Below are 19,253 nucleotides of genomic sequence, written 5' to 3'. Positions count from 1 at the left end.
CCTCACACGTACGGCACGCCGGGGTCCGCACCGACCGCTGGTGCCACCGCGGCGCCGTGCCTCCTCAGGCCACACCTGCTCAGGCCACCGCCTCCGCCGCCGCCCGGCCCGCCGTGCGGCCCGAGAAGAGGCAGCCGCCGAGGAAGGTGCCCTCCAGGGAGCGGTAGCCGTGCACGCCGCCGCCCCCGAAGCCCGCGGCCTCGCCCGCCGCGTAGACGCCGGGCAGCGGGTCGCCCGCCTCGGTGAGCACGCGCGAGGAGAGGTCGGTCTCCAGGCCGCCGAGGGACTTGCGGGTCAGGATGTGCAGCTTCACCGCGATGAGCGGGCCCGCCGCCGGGTCGAGGACGCGGTGGGGGGCGGCGGCGCGGACGAGGCGGTCGCCGAGGAACTTGCGGGCACCGCGGATCGCCGTGACCTGGAGGTCCTTCGTGAAGGGGTTGGCGATCTCGCGGTCGCGCTCCACCAGGACCCGGCGCAGGGCCTCCTCCTCGATGAGCGGCTCGTCCGTGAGCGCGTTCATGCCCCGCACCAGCGCGCCGAGGTCCTTCTCGACCACGAAGTCCGCGCCGTGGTCCATGAACGCCTTGACCGGGGCGGGGACCGCCGCGCGGGCGCGCTCGACGACGCCGCGCACGGACTTGCCCGTGAGGTCCGGGTTCTGCTCGGAGCCCGAGAGCGTGAACTCCTTGCCGATGATCCGCTGGTTGAGGACGAACCACGTGTGGCCGTGGCCCGTGCCCATGATGTGCTCCAGGGTGCCGAGCGTGTCGAAGCCGGGGAAGAGCGGGACGGGCAGGCGCCTGCCCGCGGCGTCGAGCCACAGCGAGGAGGGCCCGGGCAGGATGCGGATGCCGTGCCTGGCCCAGATCGGCTTCCAGTTCTGGATGCCCTCGGTGTAGTGCCACATGCGGTCGCCGTTGATGAGGTGCCCGCCCGCGTCGCCCGCGATCTTGAGCATGAGCCCGTCGACGTGCGCGGGCACTCCCGAGAGGAGCTTCTCGGGCGGGGTGCCGAGCCGCTCGGGCCAGGCGGCGCGGACGAGGTCGTGGTTGCCGCCGATGCCGCCCGTCGTGACGATCACCGCCTGCGCGCGCAGCTCGAAGGAGCCCGTGACGGTCCGGCTGCTCGCGGTGCCGCGCGCGGCACCGGAGGGCTCCAGGATCTCGCCGCTCACCGTGTCCACGCTCCCGCCCCCGTTCCCGCGCCCGAGGCCGGTGACGCGGTGCCGGAAGCGGAACTCGACCAGCCCGCGCGCCGCCGCCTCGTGCACCCGCCGCAGGAACGGGGCGAGCAGCCCGGGGCCGGTGCCCCACGTGATGTGGAAGCGCGGTACGGAGTTGCCGTGGCCGCCCGCGTCGTAGCCGCCCCGCTCGGCCCAGCCGACGACGGGGAAGAGCCGCACGCCCATCGCGTGCAGCCAGGCGCGCTTCTCCCCGGCCGCGAAGTCCACGTACGCCTCCGCCCAGCGTCGCGGCCACAGGTCCTCGTCCCGGTCGAAGCCCGCCGTGCCCATCCAGTCCTGGAGCGCCAGCTCCCGGCTGTCGCGGATGCGCAGCCTGCGCTGCTCCGGGGAGCCGACCAGGAAGAGCCCGCCGAAGGACCAGTGCGCCTGGCCGCCCAGTGACTGCTCGGGCTCCTGGTCCAGGACGATCACCTTGCGTCCCGCGTCCGCGAGTTCGGCGGTCGCGGCGAGCCCGGCGAGCCCCCCGCCGATCACGATGACGTCCGCGTCGTAGGCCATGCGGCTCTTCCTGTCCTGTGCGGCCCGCGGGCGCGGGGCTTCCTGGAGGGGGCGGGTCCCGCCTGCCCGGCGGGGGTTACCGGTGGGTCAGTTCCCGTCGCATCCTGGCCGGGCCGCCCGGGCGCGTCAACCGTCCGGAGGCCGCCGCACCGCGCGGGGAGCCGTGCCGCGCCCGCCGCCCGCGCGCCCGGGCGTCAGCCCTCCGGCAGCGGGTACCCGCCGGGCGAAACGGGCGCGGGGGCGATATCGTCGGCTCGGCAGCCACCCCCCACCCGGTGTTGAGGTGCGCGACGTGTCGGTACTGGTCCTGGTCCTGGCGGTGGCCGCCGCGTTCTGCCTGGGCACGGGCTTCGTCTTCCAGCAGAACGCCGCGCAGCACGCCCCGCCGGGCGACTTCCTCTCGCCGCGCATCCTGCTCGTCCTCGTCCGCAAACCGCGCTGGCTCGCGGGCATCGGCCTCATGGTCGCGGGCATGGTCCTGAGCGCTCTCGCGCTCGGCGACGGCGAGATCTCCCTGGTCGAGCCCTTCCTCGCCACCAACCTGCTCTTCGCGATGGGCCTTTCGCGCTGGCAGACGGGGCAGCCCCTGGGACGGCAGGGGTGGAGCGGTCTCGTCCTGCTCACCGGCGGGGTCGCCGCCTTCGTCCTCGCGGGCCGCCCGCGCGGGGGCGACGCGATCACCGATCCGCTGCGCCGCTGGCTGATCATCGGCCTCATGCTCGGGATCGCGTTCCTCCTCGCCGCCTACGCCCGCCGCTCCCGCCTCACCGCCGCGCCCGCGCTCCTCGCCACCGGGGCGGGGCTCCTGTACGGAGTGCAGGACGCCCTGACCCGGGTGAGCGGCGAGGTCTTCGGCGAGGGCGGCATCCGCGCGCTCGTCCTGACGTGGGAGCCGTACGTCGTCGTCGCGCTCGGCGTGAGCGGGCTCGTCCTCGTGCAGAGCGCCTTCGAGGCGGGCCCGCTGCGCACCTCGCTGCCCGCGCTCTCGGCGACCCAGCCGCTCGCGGGCATCGTGTGCGGGGTCGGCTTCCTGGGCGACCGGCTCCGCATGGACGCGGGGGCCCTCGCGGGCGAGGCGGCGGGGCTCGCGGCGATCGTGGCGGGCATCGTGCTCCTCGGGCGGCACCCGGCGATGCCCTCGGGCAAGGCGGAGCCGCCGAGGCCGGAGAAGGACCTGCAACCGGGCTGAGGGCGCGCGGCCAGGGGCGCGCGGCGGTGGCCGGGGCGCGGTGGTTGGATGGCTTCATGGCTTTCGCGCACCAGCCCCCCGCCGATCCGCACCGGCCTCCCGCCGATCCGGCGGACGAGATCCTCGACGTCGTGGACCGGGAGGACCGGGTGACCGGCCAAGCCCGGCGCGGGGACGTGTACGCGCGGGGCCTGCGGCACCGGTGCGTGTTCATCCGGGTCAGGGACGCGCGCGGGCGGGTCTTCGTCCACCGCAGGACACCGGGCAAGCTCGTCTTCCCCTCGCACTACGACATGTTCGTGGGCGGGGTCGTGGGGGCCGGCGAGTCCTACGACGAGGCGGCGCTGCGCGAGGCGGAGGAGGAGCTGGGGGTGAGCGGGCTGGACCGGCCCGTACCGGCCTTCCGCTTCCTGTACGAGGACGCCTCCGCCGGTTCCTGGTGGTCCGCCGTCTACGACGTGCGCTGCGCGCTGCCCGTCGCGCCGCAGGCCGAGGAGGTCGCCTGGCACGCCTTCCTCACCGAGGAGGAGCTGGCCGCCAGGATCGGGGAGTGGCCCTGGGTGCCCGACGGCCTCGCCGCGTACCACCGGCTGCGGGCGCACGATGGCCGCTGAGCCGCGCGCGGGGGCGCTGCGGCGCCTCCTCTCCCCCGCCCGGGTCACCCGCGAGGGCACCACGCCCGACTACCGCTTCTCGCTCGCCAACGAGCGCACGTTCCTCGCCTGGCTGCGCACCTCGCTCGCCCTGGTGGGCGGCGGTTTCGCCGTCGACCAGTTCCTTCCCGACCTGCGCTGGGGCTGGCGCGTGGGGCTCGCGCTGGCCCTGCTCGGCTGCGGGGTGCTGTGCGCGGTGCGCGCGGTGGCGCACTGGCTGCGCTGCGAGCGCGCGATGCGGCGCGGCGAGGACCTGCCGGTGACCCGCTTCCCCGTCGTGCTCGGCGGCGTCATCGCGGCGGTCGCCATCGTCATGGTCGTCGTCGTGGTCTTCGGGCTCGCGGGGTGAGCGGGGCGGGCGCGCCTGGCGGGGCAGGCAGTACGGGCGGCGGGCGCGGTACAAGCGGTACAGGCGGCAATGGCGTTGGGGTCCCGGTGCGCGATCCCGGGCTCCAGCCGGAGCGGACCCGCCTCGCCTGGCGCCGTACCTCGCTCTCCGCGACCGTCGCCGGGGTCCTCGCGCTCAAGGCCGCCCTCGCGCACGGGGTGCCCCTCGCCTGGGCGGCCGGCGTCGTGCCCGTCCTGCTGCTCCTCGCCCTCGCGGCGCGGCGCGCGCGGGACCTCGCGGCCCCCCGGCCGGGCCCGCTGCCGCCCCGGTACGCGCTTCTCGCCGCCTGCTGCGCCGGAACCCTGGCGCTCGCGGCCGTTCCTGTGATCCTCTGACGGTGTGACGGTACGGGTACGGCGCACGACGCCCCGGTGGCACACACATGAACTCCGCCTCGGCTCCGACGAGGTGACCAAGCGGTACCGCGACACGCACGCCGAACCGGCCGAGCGCGAGTGGCGGGCCCTCTCCCTGCTCCAGCGGCACGCGCCCGGCCTCGCCCCGCGCCCCCTGCGCCGCACCCGGGGCAGGCACCCGGACCTCGTGATGTCCCGGCTGCCCGTCGAGCCCCTGCGCGGCACGCCCGTGGCGGGCCCGCCGCTCCTCGCGCTCGCGGACTCCGTCTCCCGGCTGCTCGACGCCGTGCCGCCCGCCGCCGCGGCCGCGCTGCCCGAACGGCGCGCCGGACGCGCCGAGGCCACGGCGCGCGTCCGGCAGTGGTACGCGCGCCGCACCCCGGCCGCGCGCGAGCCCGGGGTGGCCGCCGTACTCGCCGAGGGGATGCGGTGGCTGGAGCGGCCCTGGCCCGCGGTGGCCGAGGAGGCCGGGCTCGAACCCGTACTGGGGCAGGGGGACGGGAACCTCGCCAGCTTCCTGTGGGACGGGGAGCGGGTGCGCGTCGTGGACTTCGAGGAGTCGGGCCGCAGCGACCGGGCCTTCGAACTCGCCGAGATCACCGAGCACGTCGGCGCCTGGGTCGATCCGGGGACGGTCTTCGACACCGAGGAGTTCCTCGGCCTCGTGCCGATGGACGCGGGCGAGCGGGTCAGGCTCCTGGAATGCAGGCGGCTCTTCGCGCTCGTCTGGCTGCTCATGCTCACGCGCGACGACCCGGCCCGCCCGCGCAACCCGCGCGGCACGGTGCGCGCCCAGGCCGCGCGGCTCGACGCGCCGCTCGGACGGGAGGGCTGAGGCACGCCGCGTGCCACCGGCCCGTGGGGTGGATCACGTGGCCGGCCGTCCCCGCCCCTGGACGACATACCGACTAGTCGGCATGATGATCCCGACGCCGTGCGATGCCAGTGAGCGAAGGAGTCGGGGATGAGTGAGGAGCCACCGCCGGGGCTGGACCCCGGGCGGCTGCGCGCGTACCTGGACCGGGAGCGGCCCGGCCTCGTGACGGGCCCGTTGCGGGCCCGGCTCATCGAGGGCGGCCGGTCCAACCTGACGTACGCGGTGACGGACGGGGCGCGCCGCTGGGTGGTGCGGCGCCCGCCGCTCGGCCACGTCCTCGCGACGGCGCACGACATGCGCCGCGAGCACCGCGTCATGACGGCGCTCGCCGGCACCCCGGTACCCGTGCCCCCGACCGTCCTGCTGTGCGAGGGCGAGACGGCCGAGGCGGTGCTCGGGGCGCCGTTCTACGTCATGGACTTCGTACCGGGCACCCCCTACCGCACCGCCGGGCAGCTCGCCGCGCTCGGCCCGGAGCGGACCCGCGCCACCGTGCTCTCGCTCGTGGACACGCTCGTGGACCTGCACGCGGTGGACCCCGGGGCGGTGGGCCTCGGGGACTTCGGGCACCCGGACGGCTTCCTGGAGCGGCAGCTCCGCCGCTGGGTCAAGCAGCTCGACGCCTCGCACAGCCGCGCGCTGCCGGGCATCGACCAGCTCCAGGAGACGCTGGCGGCCCGGCTGCCCCGCTCCCCCGCCCCGGCGGTCGTGCACGGCGACTACCGGCTCGACAACGTGCTCGTGGACGAGGACGACCGCATCACCGCCGTACTGGACTGGGAGATGTCCACGCTGGGCGACCCGCTCACCGACCTCGGCCTCCTCGCGATGTACAGCACGCCGCTGGAGCTGCCGGATTCGCCGGTCTCGACGAGCGCGTCCGCGCCGGGGCACCCGCTGCCCGCCGAGCTGATCGAGCGGTACGCGGCCCGCTCGGGCCGCGACGTCTCCGCGCTGTCCTGGTACACGGCCTTCGCCTGGTTCAAGCTCGCCGTGATCCTGGAGGGCATCCACTACCGCTTCACGCGCGGGCAGACGGTCGGCGCGGGCTTCGACCGCATCGGCGGACTCGTCCCCGTCTTCCTGCGCCACGGCCTCACCACCCTCAAGGAGGGCTGATCGATGGACTTCGCTTTCGACGCGCGCACCGAGGAACTGCGGGCGGAACTGCTCGCCTTCATGGACGCGCACGTCTACCCGGCCGAGAGGACGGACGCCGGGCAACGTGCCGCGCTCGACTCGCCGTGGCGCACCACGGACGTCGTCCGGGAGCTGAAGGCCGAGGCGCGGCGGCGGGGCCTGTGGAACCTGTTCCTGCCCGACAGCGCGTACGGGGCCGGGCTGACGAACCTCCAGTACGCGCCCCTCGCGGAGATCACCGGGCGCAGCCCGCACCTCGCGCCGCTCGCGACGAACTGCGCCGCGCCCGACACCGGGAACATGGAGGTGCTGCACCAGTTCGGCACCGAGGAGCAGCGGAAGCGCTGGCTGGAACCGCTGCTCGCGGGCGAGATCCGCTCGGCGTTCGCGATGACGGAGCCGGAGGTCGCCTCCTCGGACGCGACGAACATCGAGACGCGTATCGAGCGGGACGGCGGCGACTACGTCGTCACGGGCCGCAAGTGGTACATCTCCGGGGCGATGAACCCGGACTGCGCCGTCTTCATCGTGATGGGCAAGACGGACCCGGAGGGGCCCGACCTCCGCCGCCAGCAGTCGATGATCCTCGTGCCGCGCGACACGCCGGGCGTCGAGGTGCGGCGCGCGATGTCGGTGTACGGCTTCGAGGACCACGCGCACGGCGGCCACGCGGAGCTCGTCTTCGACCACGTGCGGGTCCCGGCGGAGAACCTGGTCGGCGAGGAGGGCGGCGGCTTCGGGATCGCGCAGGCGCGGCTCGGGCCCGGCCGCATCCACCACTGTATGCGGCTCATCGGGATGGCCGAGCGGGCGATCGACCTCATGTGCGAGCGGGCGCTGTCGCGCACCGCCTTCGGGAAGCCCCTCGCGGCGCAGGGGGTGGTGCGCGAGTGGATCGCGGACGCCCGTGTCGCCGTGGAGCAGGTGCGGCTGCTCGTGCTCAAGACGGCGTGGCTCATGGACACGGTGGGGAACAAGGGGGCGCACACCGAGATCCAGGCGATCAAGATCGCGACGCCGAGGACCGTGGTGGACATCATCGACAAGGCGGTGCAGCTGCACGGGGCGGGCGGGGTGAGCCAGGACTACCCGCTGGCCGAGCTGTGGGCGGCGGCCCGGACGCTGCGGCTCGCGGACGGGCCGGACGAGGTGCACCAGCGGTCGCTGGCGCGAAGGGAGCTGAAGCGGTTCGGGTGAACCCGGGCCGTGGGGTCCGCCCCTCGCGGGGCGGGCCCCCTTTCGCGCTGCGCGCGGTGTCCTCAAACGCCGGACGGGCTTGAATGCGGTGAACTTGCTGGATTTTCGCTACGGCCGCAGTGCTCTCAGGAGCAGGTCCGCCAGGTGGTCGGCGACCTCCTGGGGGCCCATCGGGCCTCCCGGCCGGTACCAGGTGGCGAGGTGGTGGACGGAGCCGAAGTGGTAGTCCACGACGAGGTCGGCGGGGGTCGCCGAGGAGAAGACGCCCTCCTGCTGGCCGCGTTCGATCAGGGCGCGGAAGCGCTCGTGGTAGCGGCGGCGCTCGGCGCGCACCTCCTTGTTCTTCTCCGGGCTCAGGTGGTGCGTCGAGCGGAAGAAGATCGCGGCGTCGTCCAGGTTGTCGATCGTGGTGACGACGACGTCGGCCGCCGCCGCGCGCAGGCGGTCGGCGACCGGCCCGTCCCCGTTCACGTACGCGTCCAGGCGCTGCTGCTGGAGGCGCAGGACGCGGGCGTAGACCTCCTGGAGGAGGTCCTCCTTGGACCCGAAGTAGTGGTAGAGGGCGCCCTTGGTGACGCCCGCCGCCTCCACGATCTCCTGCACCGAGGTGCGGTCGTAGCCCTGCTCGGCGAAGAGCCGCGTCGCGGCGGCGAGCAGCCGCTGGGGCACGGGGGTGCCGTCCCCCTCCGTCGTCCTGGCCACCGCTGCCGCCGCCTCTCGCTCTCGTACCGCTCGTTCTAACGGGAACGCAGTTCCCGCCGCAGAATCTTCCCACTCGTCGTCTTCGGCAGCTCCGGCAGGATCTCGACCTCGCGCGGGTACTTGTACGCGGCGAGGCGTTCGCGGCAGTGCGCGACGAGCGCGGCGGCGTCCGCCGGGCTGCCGGGGCGCAGGCTCACGTACGCCTTGACGGACTCGCCCCGGTAGGGGTCGGGGACGCCGACGACGGCGGCCTCGCGGACGGCGGGGTGGGTGTAGAGGACGTCCTCGACCTCGCGCGGCCAGACCTTGAAGCCCGAGGCGTTGATCATGTCCTTCTTGCGGTCCACGACGTAGAGCCAGCCGTCCGCGTCCATGATCCCGATGTCGCCCGTGCGCAGTTCGCCGCCGGGGAAGGTCTCACTGGTGGCCTCGGGGCGCTGCCAGTAGCCGGGGACGACCTGCGGGCCGCTCACGACGATCTCGCCGCTCGCGCCGAGCGGGACTTCGCGCCCCTCCTCGTCCAGGATGCGCACGACGGTCTCGGGTCCCGGCACGCCGACCGCGAGGGTGCCCGACTCCTCGTGCACGGGCGCGCGGCGGCCCGGGGGCACGGAGGCGCAGGGGGCGGTGCACTCGGTGAGGCCGTAGCCGTTGTGGACGTAGGGGCCGAAGCGCTCGGCGAAGTCGTCCACGAGGGCGGGCGGGAGCGGGGCGCCGCCGGAGGCGAGGTAGGTGAAGGAGGCGAAGTGGTCCCGGCTCGCCTCGGGGCGGGCGGCGAGGGCCATGAAGGCGGTCGCGGGGCCGACGGTGCAGGCCGGGCGGTGCTCGGCGAAGGCGTCGAGCACGGCGCCGGGCTCGAAACGGTAGGTGAGGATCAGGGTCCCGGCGTTGAAGAGGCAGGCCGCGAGTTCGCAGACCATGCCGGTGATGTGGAAGAGCGGGGCGAGCGCGAAGTAGCCGGCGCCCTCGGGGATGCCGGAACCGGTGCGCTGGCGCTCCGCGCTGTAGGCGATGTTCGCGTGCGTGTTGGTGGCGCCCTTGGCCGTGCCGCTCGTGCCCGAGGTGTAGCTGATGAGGGCGGTGTCGGCGCCGCCGGGGAGGACGAGGTCGGGGGCGGCGTGCCCGGCGCGGGCGAGGGCTTCCAGGTCCTCGGTGTCGGCGGGGGGCGGGAGCGGGTCCCAGGTGAGGACGCGGGGGTCCTCGCGGGTCTGGAAGCCGTGCTCGTCGGCGGTGACGGCGAAGCGCACGGGGGTGCCCGTGACGGCCTCGCGCAGGTACGCCTCCCAGGCGCGGTCGGCGCAGACGAGCGCGCTCACGCCCGCGTCCCCGAGGACGCGCCGCACCTCGCCCGTCGTGTACATCGGGTTGACGGGCACGACGACGGCGCCCGCGCGCCACGCGCCGAGGAGCGCCAGGACGAAGTGCGGGGTGTTCTGGAGCATGAGCGCGACCCGGTCGCCGGGGCGGATGCCGCGCGCGGCGAGGTGCCCGGCGACGGAGGCCGACAGGACCTCGGTCTCGGCGTAGGTGAGGCGGTCGTCGAAGTAGGCGAGCGCGGTGCGCTCGGGGTGCGCGGCGGCCACGGCGAGGAAGGCGTGGACGGTCGAGCGCGGCGGGCTGACGGGCTGCCGCTGGACCTCGGTGAGGACGCCGAGCCAGGGCTTCGCCGCGTAGGGGGAACTGGTCACCGCCGGGCCTCCCACTTCTGTTGCAGGTGGTTCATGGAGGTGAGCCAGGCGTCCGGTCCGGTGGCGCGGGCGCGGTAGAGATCGGCGGTGCCGGGGTGCGGGAGGACGAGGAAGCGGTCCTCGGCCATCGCGGCGAGGAGCGCGTCGGCGACGTCGGACGGCTCGACGGCGGTGGGGCGCAGGACGAGGTCGCCCGCGCTCCCGGCCGCGTCGAGCATCTCGGTGCGGACGCCCTCGGGGCACACGGCGTGGACACGCAGGCCGCGGTGGCGGTACGTGACGGAGAGCCACTCGGCGAAGGCGAGGGCGCCGTGCTTCGTGACGCTGTAGGGGGCGGAGCCGATCATGGTGAGGAGCCCGGCGGCGGAGACGGTGGAGACGAAGCGGCCGGTGCCGCGCTCCAGCCAGTCGGGGAGCAGGGTCTCGGCCGCGTGCACGTGGGCCATGACGTTGAGCTCCCAGGCGCGGGACCACGCCTCGGCCGGGGCGGCCTCGGTGCCGGGGTCACCGACGCCCGCGTTGGCGCAGTAGACGTCCACGCGGCCGCCGAGGGCCTCGCGGGCGGCCGCGGCGACGGTGGCGGCGTCGCCGGGGACCGCGATACCGCCGTCTCCCCGGCGACGGCCGCCGCGCGCGCCGGGTCGCGGTCGTTGACGGCGACCCGCGCGCCCTCGGCGGCGAACCGGCGGGCGAGCGCCGCGCCGATCCCGGCTCCCGCGCCGGTCACGACGACGGCGGCGTCCTTGAGGGGTTCCACGAACGGTCTCCTTCGGCTCGGCGCTGCGGAGCGGACCGGGGAGGCCCTGCCTGTCGTCCCGGCCCTTCCCGGGCAGACTAACCAGTCGGTATGTCGTGGGGGAAGGGGTGCGACGGGGGTGCGGCAGGCATGGTCGCGCGCGGCGCCAGGGGTTAGCGTGCGGGGCACACGCGTACCCGGCGATCTTGGAAGGCATGGCATGAACCTGTCCAGAAGAGGGCTGTTGGCGGCGGGCGGGCTCGCGGGCGCGGGCGCGCTCGCCGCGGCGCCCGGCCCCTCCGCCGTCGCCTCGTCGCGCGGCACCACCCGTACCGGTTTCGAGGTCCTCGCGGCGGACGGCTACCGGCTGCTCGCGGACAGAACGGTCGGTCTCGTCACCAATCCGACGGGGGTGACGCGGGACCTGCGCCACCTCGTGGACGTCCTGCACGCCGAGCCGCGCGTGCGGCTCACGGCGGTCTTCGGACCCGAGCACGGCTTCCGGGGCACGGCGCAGGCGGGCGGCTCGGAGGGGAGGAGCACGGACCCGGCGACCGGGCTGCCCGTCTACGACACGTACCTGAAGAGCGGTCAGGCGCTCGCGGACATCTTCACGGCCTCGGGCGTGGACACGGTGGTGTTCGACATCCAGGACGCGGGCGCGCGCTTCTACACGTATATCTGGACGCTGTACGACTGCATGGAGGCTGCGGCCCTCGCCGGAAAGCGGTTCGTGGTGCTCGACCGCCCGAACCCGCTGGGCGGCCGGGACGCGTACGGGCCGGTGCTGCACGAGGAGTTCGCGAGCTTCGTGGGCCGCAAGCCGATCGCGCAGCAGCACGGGATGACGGTCGCGGAGCTCGCGGGGCTCTTCAACGGCGAGTTCCTGGCGAAGCCGGTCCGGCTGGAGACGGTGCGGATGCGGGGCTGGCGGCGTAGCGACTTCTACGAGGCGAGCGGGCTGCCGTGGGTGCCGCCGAGCCCGAACATGCCGACCCCGGACACGGCGCTCGTCTACCCGGGGACGTGCCTGTTCGAGGGCACGACGCTCTCCGAGGGGCGCGGCACCGCGCGGCCCTTCGAACTCCTCGGCGCGAAGGGCATGGACGCGCGCTGGGCGGCGGCGGCGAACGCCCTCGGACTGCCCGGGGTGCGCTTCCGCGAGGCGTACTTCGCGCCCTCGTTCTCGAAGTTCGCGGGCGAGACGATCGGCGGGGTGCAGGCGCACGTCACCGACCGCGAGGTCTTCGAGCCGGTACGGACGGGGATCGCTCTGCTCGTGACGGCGAGGAAGGTGTGGCCGGACTTCGCCTGGCGCGAGAACCTGGCGATCGACCGGCTGAGCGGATCCGCCACCGTGCGGAAGATGATCGACGCGGGAGCGGACACGGACACGATCACGGCGGCGTGGGCGGCGGAGCTCGCCCGCTTCCGGCGCACGCGGCGCAGGTACCTCCTGTACAGGTGAGGCGGCGGGTACGGGGCGGGGAGGCGGGTACGGGGAGGGGCGGCGCCCGGGTGGTCGCCGCCCCGCCCCTGTACCGGCCGTGCCGAAGCCGTACCGGCCGTGCCTCCATCGTGTCTCAGCGGTGCCGGGGGAATTCCACGACCTGCTGGTAGGTGGGCCGGTTCTGCCACTGGAAGGGCGCGTGCGTGATGCCGCCCAGGGCGCGGTGGATGATCGCGTCCGAGCACCACTGGTCGCCCGCCTTGCAGGAGTCGTCCCCGGGGTTAACCTGCTCGGCGGGTACGGCGGCCGCTTGCGCGAGCGTCGTGAGGAGCGTCGTACGGCAGGCGCTCAGGTCGCCCGCGCCGCAGTACTCGGCCCCGAGCGGGCCCTCGACCTTGTCACCGAGCACGGCGCGCAGGTCCTTGGAGACGTAGCCCCACCAGCCGTACTGGAAGGAGGAGCCGGCGTGCGCCCCGGTCGGGCCGTGCGCGGCCGAGGGGGACTCGTCCACGGTGAGGAGCGTGGTGAGCGCGTCGTAGAGCCCGTCGCCGAGGCCCGGCCTGAACTCGGCCTCGACGAGTCGCGGCCACCACGCGTCCATGATCCGCACGGCGTCGGCGTGCCCGTACGCCTTGGAGCCCTTCGAGGTCTCCTTGCGCCGTGCCCCGTCGTCCAGCCAGGACTCCAGTTGCTGGACCGCCGCCGCCTGTGCCGGGTCGGTGACGGGCCGGCTGCGGATCACCTTCAGGAGCGTCGGCAGGACGTCCTCGCCGCGCAGGTCGGTGACGGCCGCGTCGGCCATCGCGCGGGTGAGCGCGGCACGTGTGACGCCGCCCTTGTCCGCGAGGGCCTTGACGCGGTCGTCCAGCAGGTCGGCGCGGTGCACGGAGCCGAGGCTCGGGTTGGCGGCCGTGTAGCCCTTGGCCTGCTTGTTGTTCCAGGAGACGTAGTAGTCCTGGTTGACCGATTGCGGGTGCTGGGCGGGCGGGGTGAGGGCCGAGGTGTTGTCGGTGGGGTCGAAGTCCCGCCATTCGTAGGCGGGTTCGGCCCGTACCGGGAAGGCGCCGTCGACGTTCGCGGCGCGCACGGGGTTGGAGCCCGAGTTGTAGTAGGCGATATCGCGCGAGTCGGCGTAGAACCAGTTGAAGGCGTACGCGATGTGGCTCGCGGCGTCCTGGAAGCTCCGGGCGTCCTTGACGTAGCCGGGGTCGTTGAGCATCTGGAAGCCGACGATGGAGTCGGCCTCGTGGCGGTAGGTGGAGCGCAGCGAGGTGTAGGCGACGGGCTTGCCGCCGACCGTGGCGCGGTGGGTCACGATGCCGTACTTGGTGCGGAAGACCCGCATCCGGTAGGAGCCCTTGGCCGTCGAGTCGGCGAGGGTCGGCTTCCAGGAGTTGACGCGCTCCAGCTTCTCCATCGGCGTGCAGGCGCCGTGATAGCGGTAGCCGGTGGAGTCCTTGGTGGCCGCCGAGCCGTCCGCGTTGCACAGCTCGACCGCGTACGTGTCGGTGATGTCCTGCCCGGCGCTCGTCGCGGACCACGAGTAGTCCTGCCCGCGCCCGAGTTGCACGTACATGCCTACCCCCGCGAAGGAGACGCCGCGCGCGCTGATGCCGGGGCCCCGGAGTTCCTGCTGCATGAGCAGTTGCGGGGCGAAGTAGCCGGTCTGGGGCCCGAAGACGGCGACCGGGTGGCCGCTCGCCGTCCTCTTGCCGGAGACGAGCAAGGCGTTGGACATGCCCTTCCCGCTCGCGTCGCCGGAGAACAGACCGGCCGGCAGGACGCCGTCGTCGAAGACGCCTTGCAGGGGCTTGAGGCTCCGGGGCGCCCGGACCGGGTCCTTGGCGGGCTTCGCCTGGGCGGCGCTGCCGGTGCGGTCGAAGAGCAGGGGTTCCTTCGTCACGGAGCCGGTGTCGGGCAGCGCGAGCCCGGCGGCGTGCTCCGGTTTCCCGGCGTACGGGAAGGCCGTTCCGTCGTGGATCGTGGAGACCGTCTCGGGGTCGTCGCGCTGCCGGAAGGACTCCCAGACCTGGGTGCCCTTCTCGACGCCGTACTTCTGCTGGGCCGCGAGCAGCGAGAGCGCCTGATCGACCTCGCCGCCCCCGCCGTTGCCGAAGAGCCCGCCGACGACGGAGGCGAGCGCGATCATGTCGGTGACCTTGAACGGCTCGATGTCGCCGGAGTTGGTGATCGGGTCGATCTTGCCCGTGAGGTCGTACTCGCCGGGGAAGTAGCGGCCCTTCTTGGACTTCTCGCGGTAGGCGTTGAGGCCGTCGATGTACGCCTGCGCGTCGTCCATGGCCTGCTCGCCGCGCGCGCCGTTGTGGCCGCGGATGTAGTCGACCTGCTTCTGGAGGTCGTCCTCGGTGTACGGGGCCTGCGGCCAGAACTCCTGCTCCAGCCCCTGGTTGGCGAGGGCGCCGCCCGCGAAGGAGGTCAGCTCGCCGCGGCCGATGTGCCGGAAGAGGTCGATGAGCCACATGCGGTCCTGGCCGGCCGCGTACCCGGCGCCGAACTCCGTGCCGTAGCGCGTCGTGCCCTTGATGTGCGGGATGCCGTACTTCTTGTCGCGCGTGATCGTGACGTCCGCGCGCGGCGAGGTCACGGACTCGGTGTCCGCCTTGCTCACCCCGAAGGAGGCGTCGTCGAAGAAATTTCCGAGCTGTGCGTCCGTGAGGGAGGGGTACCCGGACGACAGGGAGTCATAGGTGGCGAGCTGGTCCTCGGCGTGCTGGGGCTGGGTGCCGAAGACCTTGTGGGCGAGGATCTCCGCGAGCGTCGCGTTGCCGTTGGTTCCCGGCGGCAGGATGTCCGCGCACTGCTGGTCGCAGTAGTCGTCCGGGTCACCGGCGGCGACGGCGGTCCCGGCCGCGAGCGGGCTCGACAGACCCGCGGTGAGCGCGAGCACGGCGGCGGCGACGAAGGTGGTGGTTCTTCGCGTGGTGCGGGTCAGGCGGGACGCAACGGCGGTACGGGCTGAGGCGGTACGGGCGTGGCGCGCAGAGCTGCGGCCGGTGGAACGGCCGTGGCGGGGGGTGCTCGGCATCCTTGCTCCAATCGCTCCCGACAGGGGTGGAGCCCGCGACGGAAGCGGGGCTCCCGACGCGGGTGACCGGGAGGTTACCGCCGGTATGGCAGGTGGGGGGATGGGTCGGTGGGCCTGTTCGCAGGATCGTCGCAAAGCCGTCCCTTCTTCGAGGGAGCCGAATACGGGGCTGCCTCGTCCGATCGACGGCACCCCGCGAGCGGTGCCGGTACGGATGACGGAGGTGCAGGGCTGATGGCCGGATTCCGGAGTCTCGCAAGACAGGCCCGCGACCCGCGGGCGGATCTGGCGCTGCGGCGCTGGAGCCTGCGCAAGTGCCTGGAGATCTTCGCCCCTTACGGGCACCGGGCCACGTGGGACCACTTGTGCGCGCGCTGGGGCTTCGGCCCCGAGGACCGCGCCCCCGATCCCGCCCGGCTGCGGGGCGCGGTGGACGAGCTGGAGCGGGCGCGCGAGGTGTGGCTCGCCTACGAGCGGGCCTTCGCGGCCCGGCGCCGGGCGGAGAAGCGGGCGGGGCTGCGCCGCCCGGGGGCGGTGGACGACTGGCACCGGCGTACGTGGGGCGGCTTCGGCATCGCCTGGTGCGCGGACCCGCGGGCGCACCCGGAGGCGCCGCTGCCGGAGGTGCTCGGGCGGCTCATCGCCGCCCTGGAGCGCGAGCCGGGCGAGCGCTGCCCGGTGTGCGGGAGCGGGGCGCTGGGCTGGCGCGAGGAGCTGGCGCCGCTCTGCACGGGCTGCGGCATCACGGTTCCCCTGCCCGCGCTGAGCGCGGCGGCGGTACGGCGGGCGCGCGCGGAGGGGCGGGCGCTGGTGGGGGTGTGAGGCGGGGCTACAGGAAGACGCAGAACGGGTGGCCTGCCGGGTCGATGAGCACCCGTACGTCGTCCTCCGGCTGGTACGCGGCGACGCGGGCGCCGCAGGACACCGCGTGCGCCTCGGCCTCCGCCAGGTCCTCCACCTGGAAGTCGAGGTGGGTCTGCATCTGCTGGGCCCCGGGCTCGGCGGGCCACACGGGCGGGGTGTACGAGGGCTCGGCCTGGAAGGAGATCCCCGTCCCGCCGCCCTCCGGCACGAGTTTGGCCCAGCCCTCCTCCTGCTGCGCGAGCGGCCAGCCCAGCAAGCGCTGGTAGAAGCCGGCGAGTTCCGCCGGATCGGGGGCGTCGAGCACGACACCGCTCAGGGACAGCGCGGGACGCGGGGGACGGGCGGGCGGAACGCCGGGGGTCATGGGGGCCCCTGCGACGACGGGCGGACGGGGCGCGGGGCGGGGTGCCGGGCGGATGCGCGGCGGGCTGCCGGGCGGATGCGGGGCTGGTTGCCGGGCGGGATGAGGGAGGACGGGCGGGCGTACGGCGAGCGGACGCGTTCCGCGCCCTCATCAGCATGGTGCGCCCGCCGCGCGAGGACGGCGAGGGGGCGCGCGGGCGGACGGGGGCGCGGGCGGACGGGGGCGCGAGGGTGGCGGGAGCGGCGCGGACAACGACGGCCACCGGGGCGGAAGCGACCGCGACGGGAGCGCGCGGCGGCGAGGGCGTGCAGTCGCTCCGCTCCCCCGGCGGGCCCGCCTCCTCGTCCTACTTGCCCTCCCGCCGCCGCGCCTGGAGGAGCTGGGACCCCGTGATGCGTTCGCCGTACACGTCGCCCGGGTTGGAGAGGACGCACGTCTCCAGGGAGAGGCAGCCGCAGCCGATGCAGCCGCTGAGGTGGTCGCGCAGGAGTTGCAGGCGACGGATGCGGTCGTCCAGTTCGGTGCGCCAGCGCTCCGAGAGCCGGGCCCAGTCCTCCTCGGTCGGCGTGCGCTCCTCGGGGAGCCCCGCGAGCGCCTCGCGGATCGTGGCGAGCGGGATGCCCACGCGCTGCGCGGCCCGGACGAAGGCGACCCTGCGGAGGATGTCGCGCGTGTAGCGGCGCTGGTTGCCCGAGGTGCGGCGGCTCGTGATGAGCCCCTTGGCCTCGTAGAAGTGGAGCGCCGAGACGGCGGCCCCGCTGCGCGCGGAGAGCTGTCCGACGGTGAGTTCCTGCACGGATTCCGGGATCTGCGGCACCCGGCCCAGCCTACGGGAGCGGGCGGGCGCCGCCGTTGACAGCGGAGCCCGCACGGACAATGCTGAGCAAGCGCTTAGACATTGTTCGCGGAAGGCCGGAGGGTGGCAGTCATGGCGGAGCCGAGGGTTTTCTCCTCGCCGGAGGAGCTGAAAGGCGCGGTCGGGGAACGGCTCGGGTACACCGACTGGGTCGAGATCGACCAGCGGCGCGTCGACCTGTTCGCGGAGGCGACCGGGGACCACCAGTGGATTCACACGGACCCGGAGCGCGCGGCGGAGGAGTCCCCCTTCGGCTCGACGATCGCGCACGGCTATCTCACGCTCTCGCTGCTCCCGCTCTTCGCCCCCCAGCTCATGGACCTGGCCGGGGTGCGGATGGGCGTGAACTACGGGACGAACAAGGTCCGTTTCCCCGCCCCGGTCCCGGTCGGCTCCCGGCTGCGGGCGACGGGCACCGTGACGGACGTGAGCGATGTGCCCGGCGGCGTCCAGGTCGCGGTCGCCTTCACGGTGGAGCGCGAGGGCGGCGAGAAGCCGGTGTGCGTCGCGGAGTCGCTGAGCCGCTTCTACCTCTGAGGGCCGCCGCTCACCGGTGGGGTCAGGCCCTTCGGGGCCCGTACCGGCGGGTCCTCAGCCCTCCTCCGGCGCCGCCCCCACCATCCGCAGCACGAGGTCCGCGTACAGGTCCCCGATCTGCTCCGGGGTGCGGCGCCCGGCCGCGTTGAACCAGCGGGCGACGTCGATGCAGAGCGAGAGCACGGCGAGGGTGGTGCCGGGGACGTCGGGCACGTCGAAGGCCCCGCTGCGCACGCCGTCCTCGATGATCCCCCGGACGACCGCCTCGGTGCGGCGGCGCAGGGCGACGATCTCGGTGCGGTGGGCGGGGTCGAGCGCGTCGAGTTCGTACTGCACGATGCGGGCCGTGGTGTGGTGCGCGGCGTGCCAGCGGACGAAGGCGCGGACGGCCTCGGCGAGCCGCCGGGCCGCGCCGCCCGGCCCCTCGGCGGCCTCGCCGAGCACGGCGAGCGACTTGTCGTGGCCCACCCGGCTGATCCGGTGGAGCAGTTCTTCCTTGGTGCGGTAGTGGATGTAGAGCGCGGCGGGGCTCATGCCCGCGCGCCCGGCGATGTCGCGCGTCGTGGTGGCGTGGAAACCGCGCTCGGCGAAGGCCTCCACGGCGGCGACGAGCAGCCGCCGCGCCGCGTCGGGAGTGACGTCCGACCAGGGCGCGTCCTCCGCATCGCCGACCGGGGACTCGTCCTCGGGCCGCCCCGACGCGCTCATCGCCCACCTCTTCCCGTACGGAACCGCTTCACGGAGTCACACCCTAACCCCAAAACTGAGCGGGCGCTTAGCGAGCGGGGTCCGCAGGCGGGGCTCAGTGGAAGGGGTCGTTCGCGGCGAGGAGCTTGTCGACGCGGGCCTGGTCGACGCGGTTGATGAGCTGGTCCGCCTCCTGCCGGTCGCGGATGACCTTGGCGAGCGTGAACGCGGAGGTGACGAGGAAGAGGACGGCGACGGCGAGGAAACCCCGTACCCACGCGTCCGCTTCGAGACGGAGGATACCGAGCGCCGTGGCGACGAGGGCGATGGCGAAGGAGGCGATGGCCTGGCCGAAATAGGCCCCGGTGGGCCCGGCCTTGGCGGGTGTGTCGGTCATGGCACGAGGATGCCGCGCACGGCCCGCGCGGACATCCGCGCGGCTACTCATACGGAAGTGAGCACGCGCGACCGTGAGCTGAGCACGGGCACGCCCCGCTCCGTACGGGCGCCTTCGCGCGGACGCCTCCCGGACCGGGGCCTCGCCCCACGCGCCCGAGTCCCGCGCGCCCAAGTCCCGCGCGCCCGAGTCCCCGTGCCCCCCCATCCGCTGCCGCGCTCCCCCGCGTGTGCTGCGACCCCCGGGCGCGGCCGGGCGCCAGACTGCCGCGCATGACCGCTCCCGGCCTCTCCGCATCCGGCCCCTCCGCATTCGGCCTCCGCGTCCGTCTCCTCCCGCCGCCTCCGCTTCGACGGCTGGATCGCCGGGCTCGGTACCGCCTCGG

General features: G+C 74.3%; 18 protein-coding genes and 1 pseudogene. 10 read left to right on the top strand and 9 right to left on the bottom strand.

The window, feature by feature from the left end:
• Positions 1-79 precede the first annotated feature (79 nt).
• Positions 80-1,741, bottom strand: coding sequence for an FAD-binding dehydrogenase (locus SSBG_RS24645; protein ID WP_008748782.1), 1,662 nt, complete (start codon positions 1,739-1,741; stop codon positions 80-82).
• A 283-nt stretch (positions 1,742-2,024) separates the two neighbouring features.
• Between SSBG_RS24645 and SSBG_RS24640 the strand changes: the two genes are divergently transcribed.
• From SSBG_RS24640 to SSBG_RS24610, 7 genes are all read left to right on the top strand, one after another.
• On the top strand, positions 2,025-2,930 hold the full coding sequence (locus tag SSBG_RS24640) for a DMT family transporter (RefSeq protein WP_008748781.1): 906 nt from the start codon (positions 2,025-2,027) through the stop codon (positions 2,928-2,930).
• A gap of 56 nt (positions 2,931-2,986) precedes the next feature.
• Entirely contained in the window at positions 2,987-3,544 is a 558-nt protein-coding gene (locus SSBG_RS24635; RefSeq protein ID WP_037870568.1) for an NUDIX domain-containing protein, read from the top strand.
• Positions 3,534-3,932, top strand: coding sequence for a YidH family protein (locus SSBG_RS24630; protein WP_008748779.1), 399 nt, complete (start codon positions 3,534-3,536; stop codon positions 3,930-3,932). Before SSBG_RS24635 ends, SSBG_RS24630 begins: the two co-directional genes overlap by 11 nt.
• Before the next feature lie 86 nt (positions 3,933-4,018).
• Positions 4,019-4,306: a DUF202 domain-containing protein gene (locus SSBG_RS24625; protein ID WP_037870567.1), complete on the top strand. Its 288-nt coding sequence runs from the start codon at positions 4,019-4,021 to the stop codon at positions 4,304-4,306.
• A gap of 4 nt (positions 4,307-4,310) precedes the next feature.
• Entirely contained in the window at positions 4,311-5,162 is an 852-nt protein-coding gene (locus tag SSBG_RS24620) for a phosphotransferase (RefSeq protein WP_008748777.1), read from the top strand.
• 129 nt (positions 5,163-5,291) lie between these two features.
• Positions 5,292-6,323, top strand: coding sequence for a phosphotransferase family protein (locus SSBG_RS24615; RefSeq protein ID WP_008748776.1), 1,032 nt, complete (start codon positions 5,292-5,294; stop codon positions 6,321-6,323).
• A 3-nt stretch (positions 6,324-6,326) separates the two neighbouring features.
• Positions 6,327-7,541 carry an acyl-CoA dehydrogenase family protein gene (locus SSBG_RS24610; protein WP_008748775.1) on the top strand — a complete coding sequence of 405 codons (1,215 nt, stop codon included), beginning with the start codon at positions 6,327-6,329 and terminating at the stop codon, positions 7,539-7,541.
• A gap of 108 nt (positions 7,542-7,649) precedes the next feature.
• On the opposite strand, the gene SSBG_RS24605 is transcribed toward SSBG_RS24610, so the two are convergent.
• From SSBG_RS24605 to SSBG_RS24595, 3 genes and pseudogenes are all read right to left on the bottom strand, one after another.
• Entirely contained in the window at positions 7,650-8,243 is a 594-nt protein-coding gene (locus SSBG_RS24605; protein WP_008748774.1) for a TetR/AcrR family transcriptional regulator, read from the bottom strand.
• 35 nt (positions 8,244-8,278) lie between these two features.
• Positions 8,279-9,931 carry a class I adenylate-forming enzyme family protein gene (locus SSBG_RS24600; RefSeq protein ID WP_037871898.1) on the bottom strand — a complete coding sequence of 551 codons (1,653 nt, stop codon included), beginning with the start codon at positions 9,929-9,931 and terminating at the stop codon, positions 8,279-8,281.
• Positions 9,928-10,688: pseudogene (locus SSBG_RS24595) on the bottom strand (SDR family NAD(P)-dependent oxidoreductase). Before SSBG_RS24595 ends, SSBG_RS24600 begins: the two are co-directional and overlap by 4 nt.
• Before the next feature lie 199 nt (positions 10,689-10,887).
• On the opposite strand from SSBG_RS24595, the gene SSBG_RS24590 reads away from it, so the two are divergent.
• Positions 10,888-12,135, top strand: coding sequence for an exo-beta-N-acetylmuramidase NamZ family protein (locus SSBG_RS24590; protein WP_008748771.1), 1,248 nt, complete (start codon positions 10,888-10,890; stop codon positions 12,133-12,135).
• Positions 12,136-12,250: 115 nt separating this feature from the next.
• Here the strand turns inward: SSBG_RS24590 and SSBG_RS24585 are convergent, their stop codons facing one another.
• Positions 12,251-15,163, bottom strand: a complete 2,913-nt coding sequence (locus SSBG_RS24585) for a penicillin acylase family protein (RefSeq protein WP_008748770.1) — start codon at positions 15,161-15,163, stop codon at positions 12,251-12,253.
• A 234-nt stretch (positions 15,164-15,397) separates the two neighbouring features.
• On the opposite strand from SSBG_RS24585, the gene SSBG_RS24580 reads away from it, so the two are divergent.
• Positions 15,398-15,985, top strand: coding sequence for a hypothetical protein (locus SSBG_RS24580; RefSeq protein ID WP_037870565.1), 588 nt, complete (start codon positions 15,398-15,400; stop codon positions 15,983-15,985).
• Between the two features lie 7 nt (positions 15,986-15,992).
• Here SSBG_RS24580 and SSBG_RS24575 read toward each other — a convergent pair whose 3' ends face one another.
• On the bottom strand, positions 15,993-16,391 hold the full coding sequence (locus SSBG_RS24575; protein ID WP_008748768.1) for a VOC family protein: 399 nt from the start codon (positions 16,389-16,391) through the stop codon (positions 15,993-15,995).
• A gap of 346 nt (positions 16,392-16,737) precedes the next feature.
• A complete protein-coding gene (soxR, locus tag SSBG_RS24570; protein WP_037870563.1) occupies positions 16,738-17,208 on the bottom strand; it encodes a redox-sensitive transcriptional activator SoxR in 471 nt (156 codons plus the stop codon).
• 111 nt (positions 17,209-17,319) lie between these two features.
• Between soxR and SSBG_RS24565 the strand changes: the two genes are divergently transcribed.
• Complete coding sequence (locus SSBG_RS24565) at positions 17,320-17,784, top strand: MaoC family dehydratase (protein WP_008748766.1); 465 nt, start codon at positions 17,320-17,322, stop codon at positions 17,782-17,784.
• A gap of 54 nt (positions 17,785-17,838) precedes the next feature.
• Here SSBG_RS24565 and SSBG_RS24560 read toward each other — a convergent pair whose 3' ends face one another.
• Both SSBG_RS24560 and SSBG_RS24555 read right to left on the bottom strand, forming a co-directional pair.
• The gene (locus tag SSBG_RS24560; protein ID WP_008748765.1) at positions 17,839-18,492 is read right to left on the bottom strand and encodes a TetR/AcrR family transcriptional regulator; all 654 of its coding nucleotides are present in this window, start codon (positions 18,490-18,492) and stop codon (positions 17,839-17,841) included.
• Between the two features lie 94 nt (positions 18,493-18,586).
• A complete protein-coding gene (locus SSBG_RS24555; RefSeq protein ID WP_008748764.1) occupies positions 18,587-18,868 on the bottom strand; it encodes a YiaA/YiaB family inner membrane protein in 282 nt (93 codons plus the stop codon).
• Positions 18,869-19,253: the final 385 nt, after the last annotated feature.

Source organism: Streptomyces sp. SPB074 (assembly GCF_000154905.1).
Lineage (GTDB): Bacteria > Actinomycetota > Actinomycetes > Streptomycetales > Streptomycetaceae > Streptomyces.
The sequence above is the reverse complement of the archived record's forward strand: the minus strand, read 5'-3'. Positions and strand labels throughout refer to the sequence as shown.

Excerpts from the sequence above, each read along its gene's own strand:
- SSBG_RS24560 (WP_008748765.1), bottom strand. The coding sequence starts at position 18,492 with ATGAGCGCGTCGGGGCGGCCCGAGGACGAGTCCCCGGTCGGCGATGCG.
- SSBG_RS24635 (WP_037870568.1), top strand. The coding sequence starts at position 2,987 with ATGGCTTTCGCGCACCAGCCCCCCGCCGATCCGCACCGGCCTCCCGCC.
- SSBG_RS24610 (WP_008748775.1), top strand. The coding sequence starts at position 6,327 with ATGGACTTCGCTTTCGACGCGCGCACCGAGGAACTGCGGGCGGAACTG.
- SSBG_RS24590 (WP_008748771.1), top strand. The coding sequence starts at position 10,888 with ATGAACCTGTCCAGAAGAGGGCTGTTGGCGGCGGGCGGGCTCGCGGGC.
- SSBG_RS24580 (WP_037870565.1), top strand. The coding sequence starts at position 15,398 with ATGGCCGGATTCCGGAGTCTCGCAAGACAGGCCCGCGACCCGCGGGCG.
- SSBG_RS24630 (WP_008748779.1), top strand. The coding sequence starts at position 3,534 with ATGGCCGCTGAGCCGCGCGCGGGGGCGCTGCGGCGCCTCCTCTCCCCC.
- SSBG_RS24645 (WP_008748782.1), bottom strand. The coding sequence starts at position 1,741 with ATGGCCTACGACGCGGACGTCATCGTGATCGGCGGGGGGCTCGCCGGG.
- SSBG_RS24555 (WP_008748764.1), bottom strand. The coding sequence starts at position 18,868 with ATGACCGACACACCCGCCAAGGCCGGGCCCACCGGGGCCTATTTCGGC.
- SSBG_RS24585 (WP_008748770.1), bottom strand. The coding sequence starts at position 15,163 with ATGCCGAGCACCCCCCGCCACGGCCGTTCCACCGGCCGCAGCTCTGCG.
- SSBG_RS24575 (WP_008748768.1), bottom strand. The coding sequence starts at position 16,391 with ATGACCCCCGGCGTTCCGCCCGCCCGTCCCCCGCGTCCCGCGCTGTCC.
- SSBG_RS24615 (WP_008748776.1), top strand. The coding sequence starts at position 5,292 with ATGAGTGAGGAGCCACCGCCGGGGCTGGACCCCGGGCGGCTGCGCGCG.
- SSBG_RS24565 (WP_008748766.1), top strand. The coding sequence starts at position 17,320 with ATGGCGGAGCCGAGGGTTTTCTCCTCGCCGGAGGAGCTGAAAGGCGCG.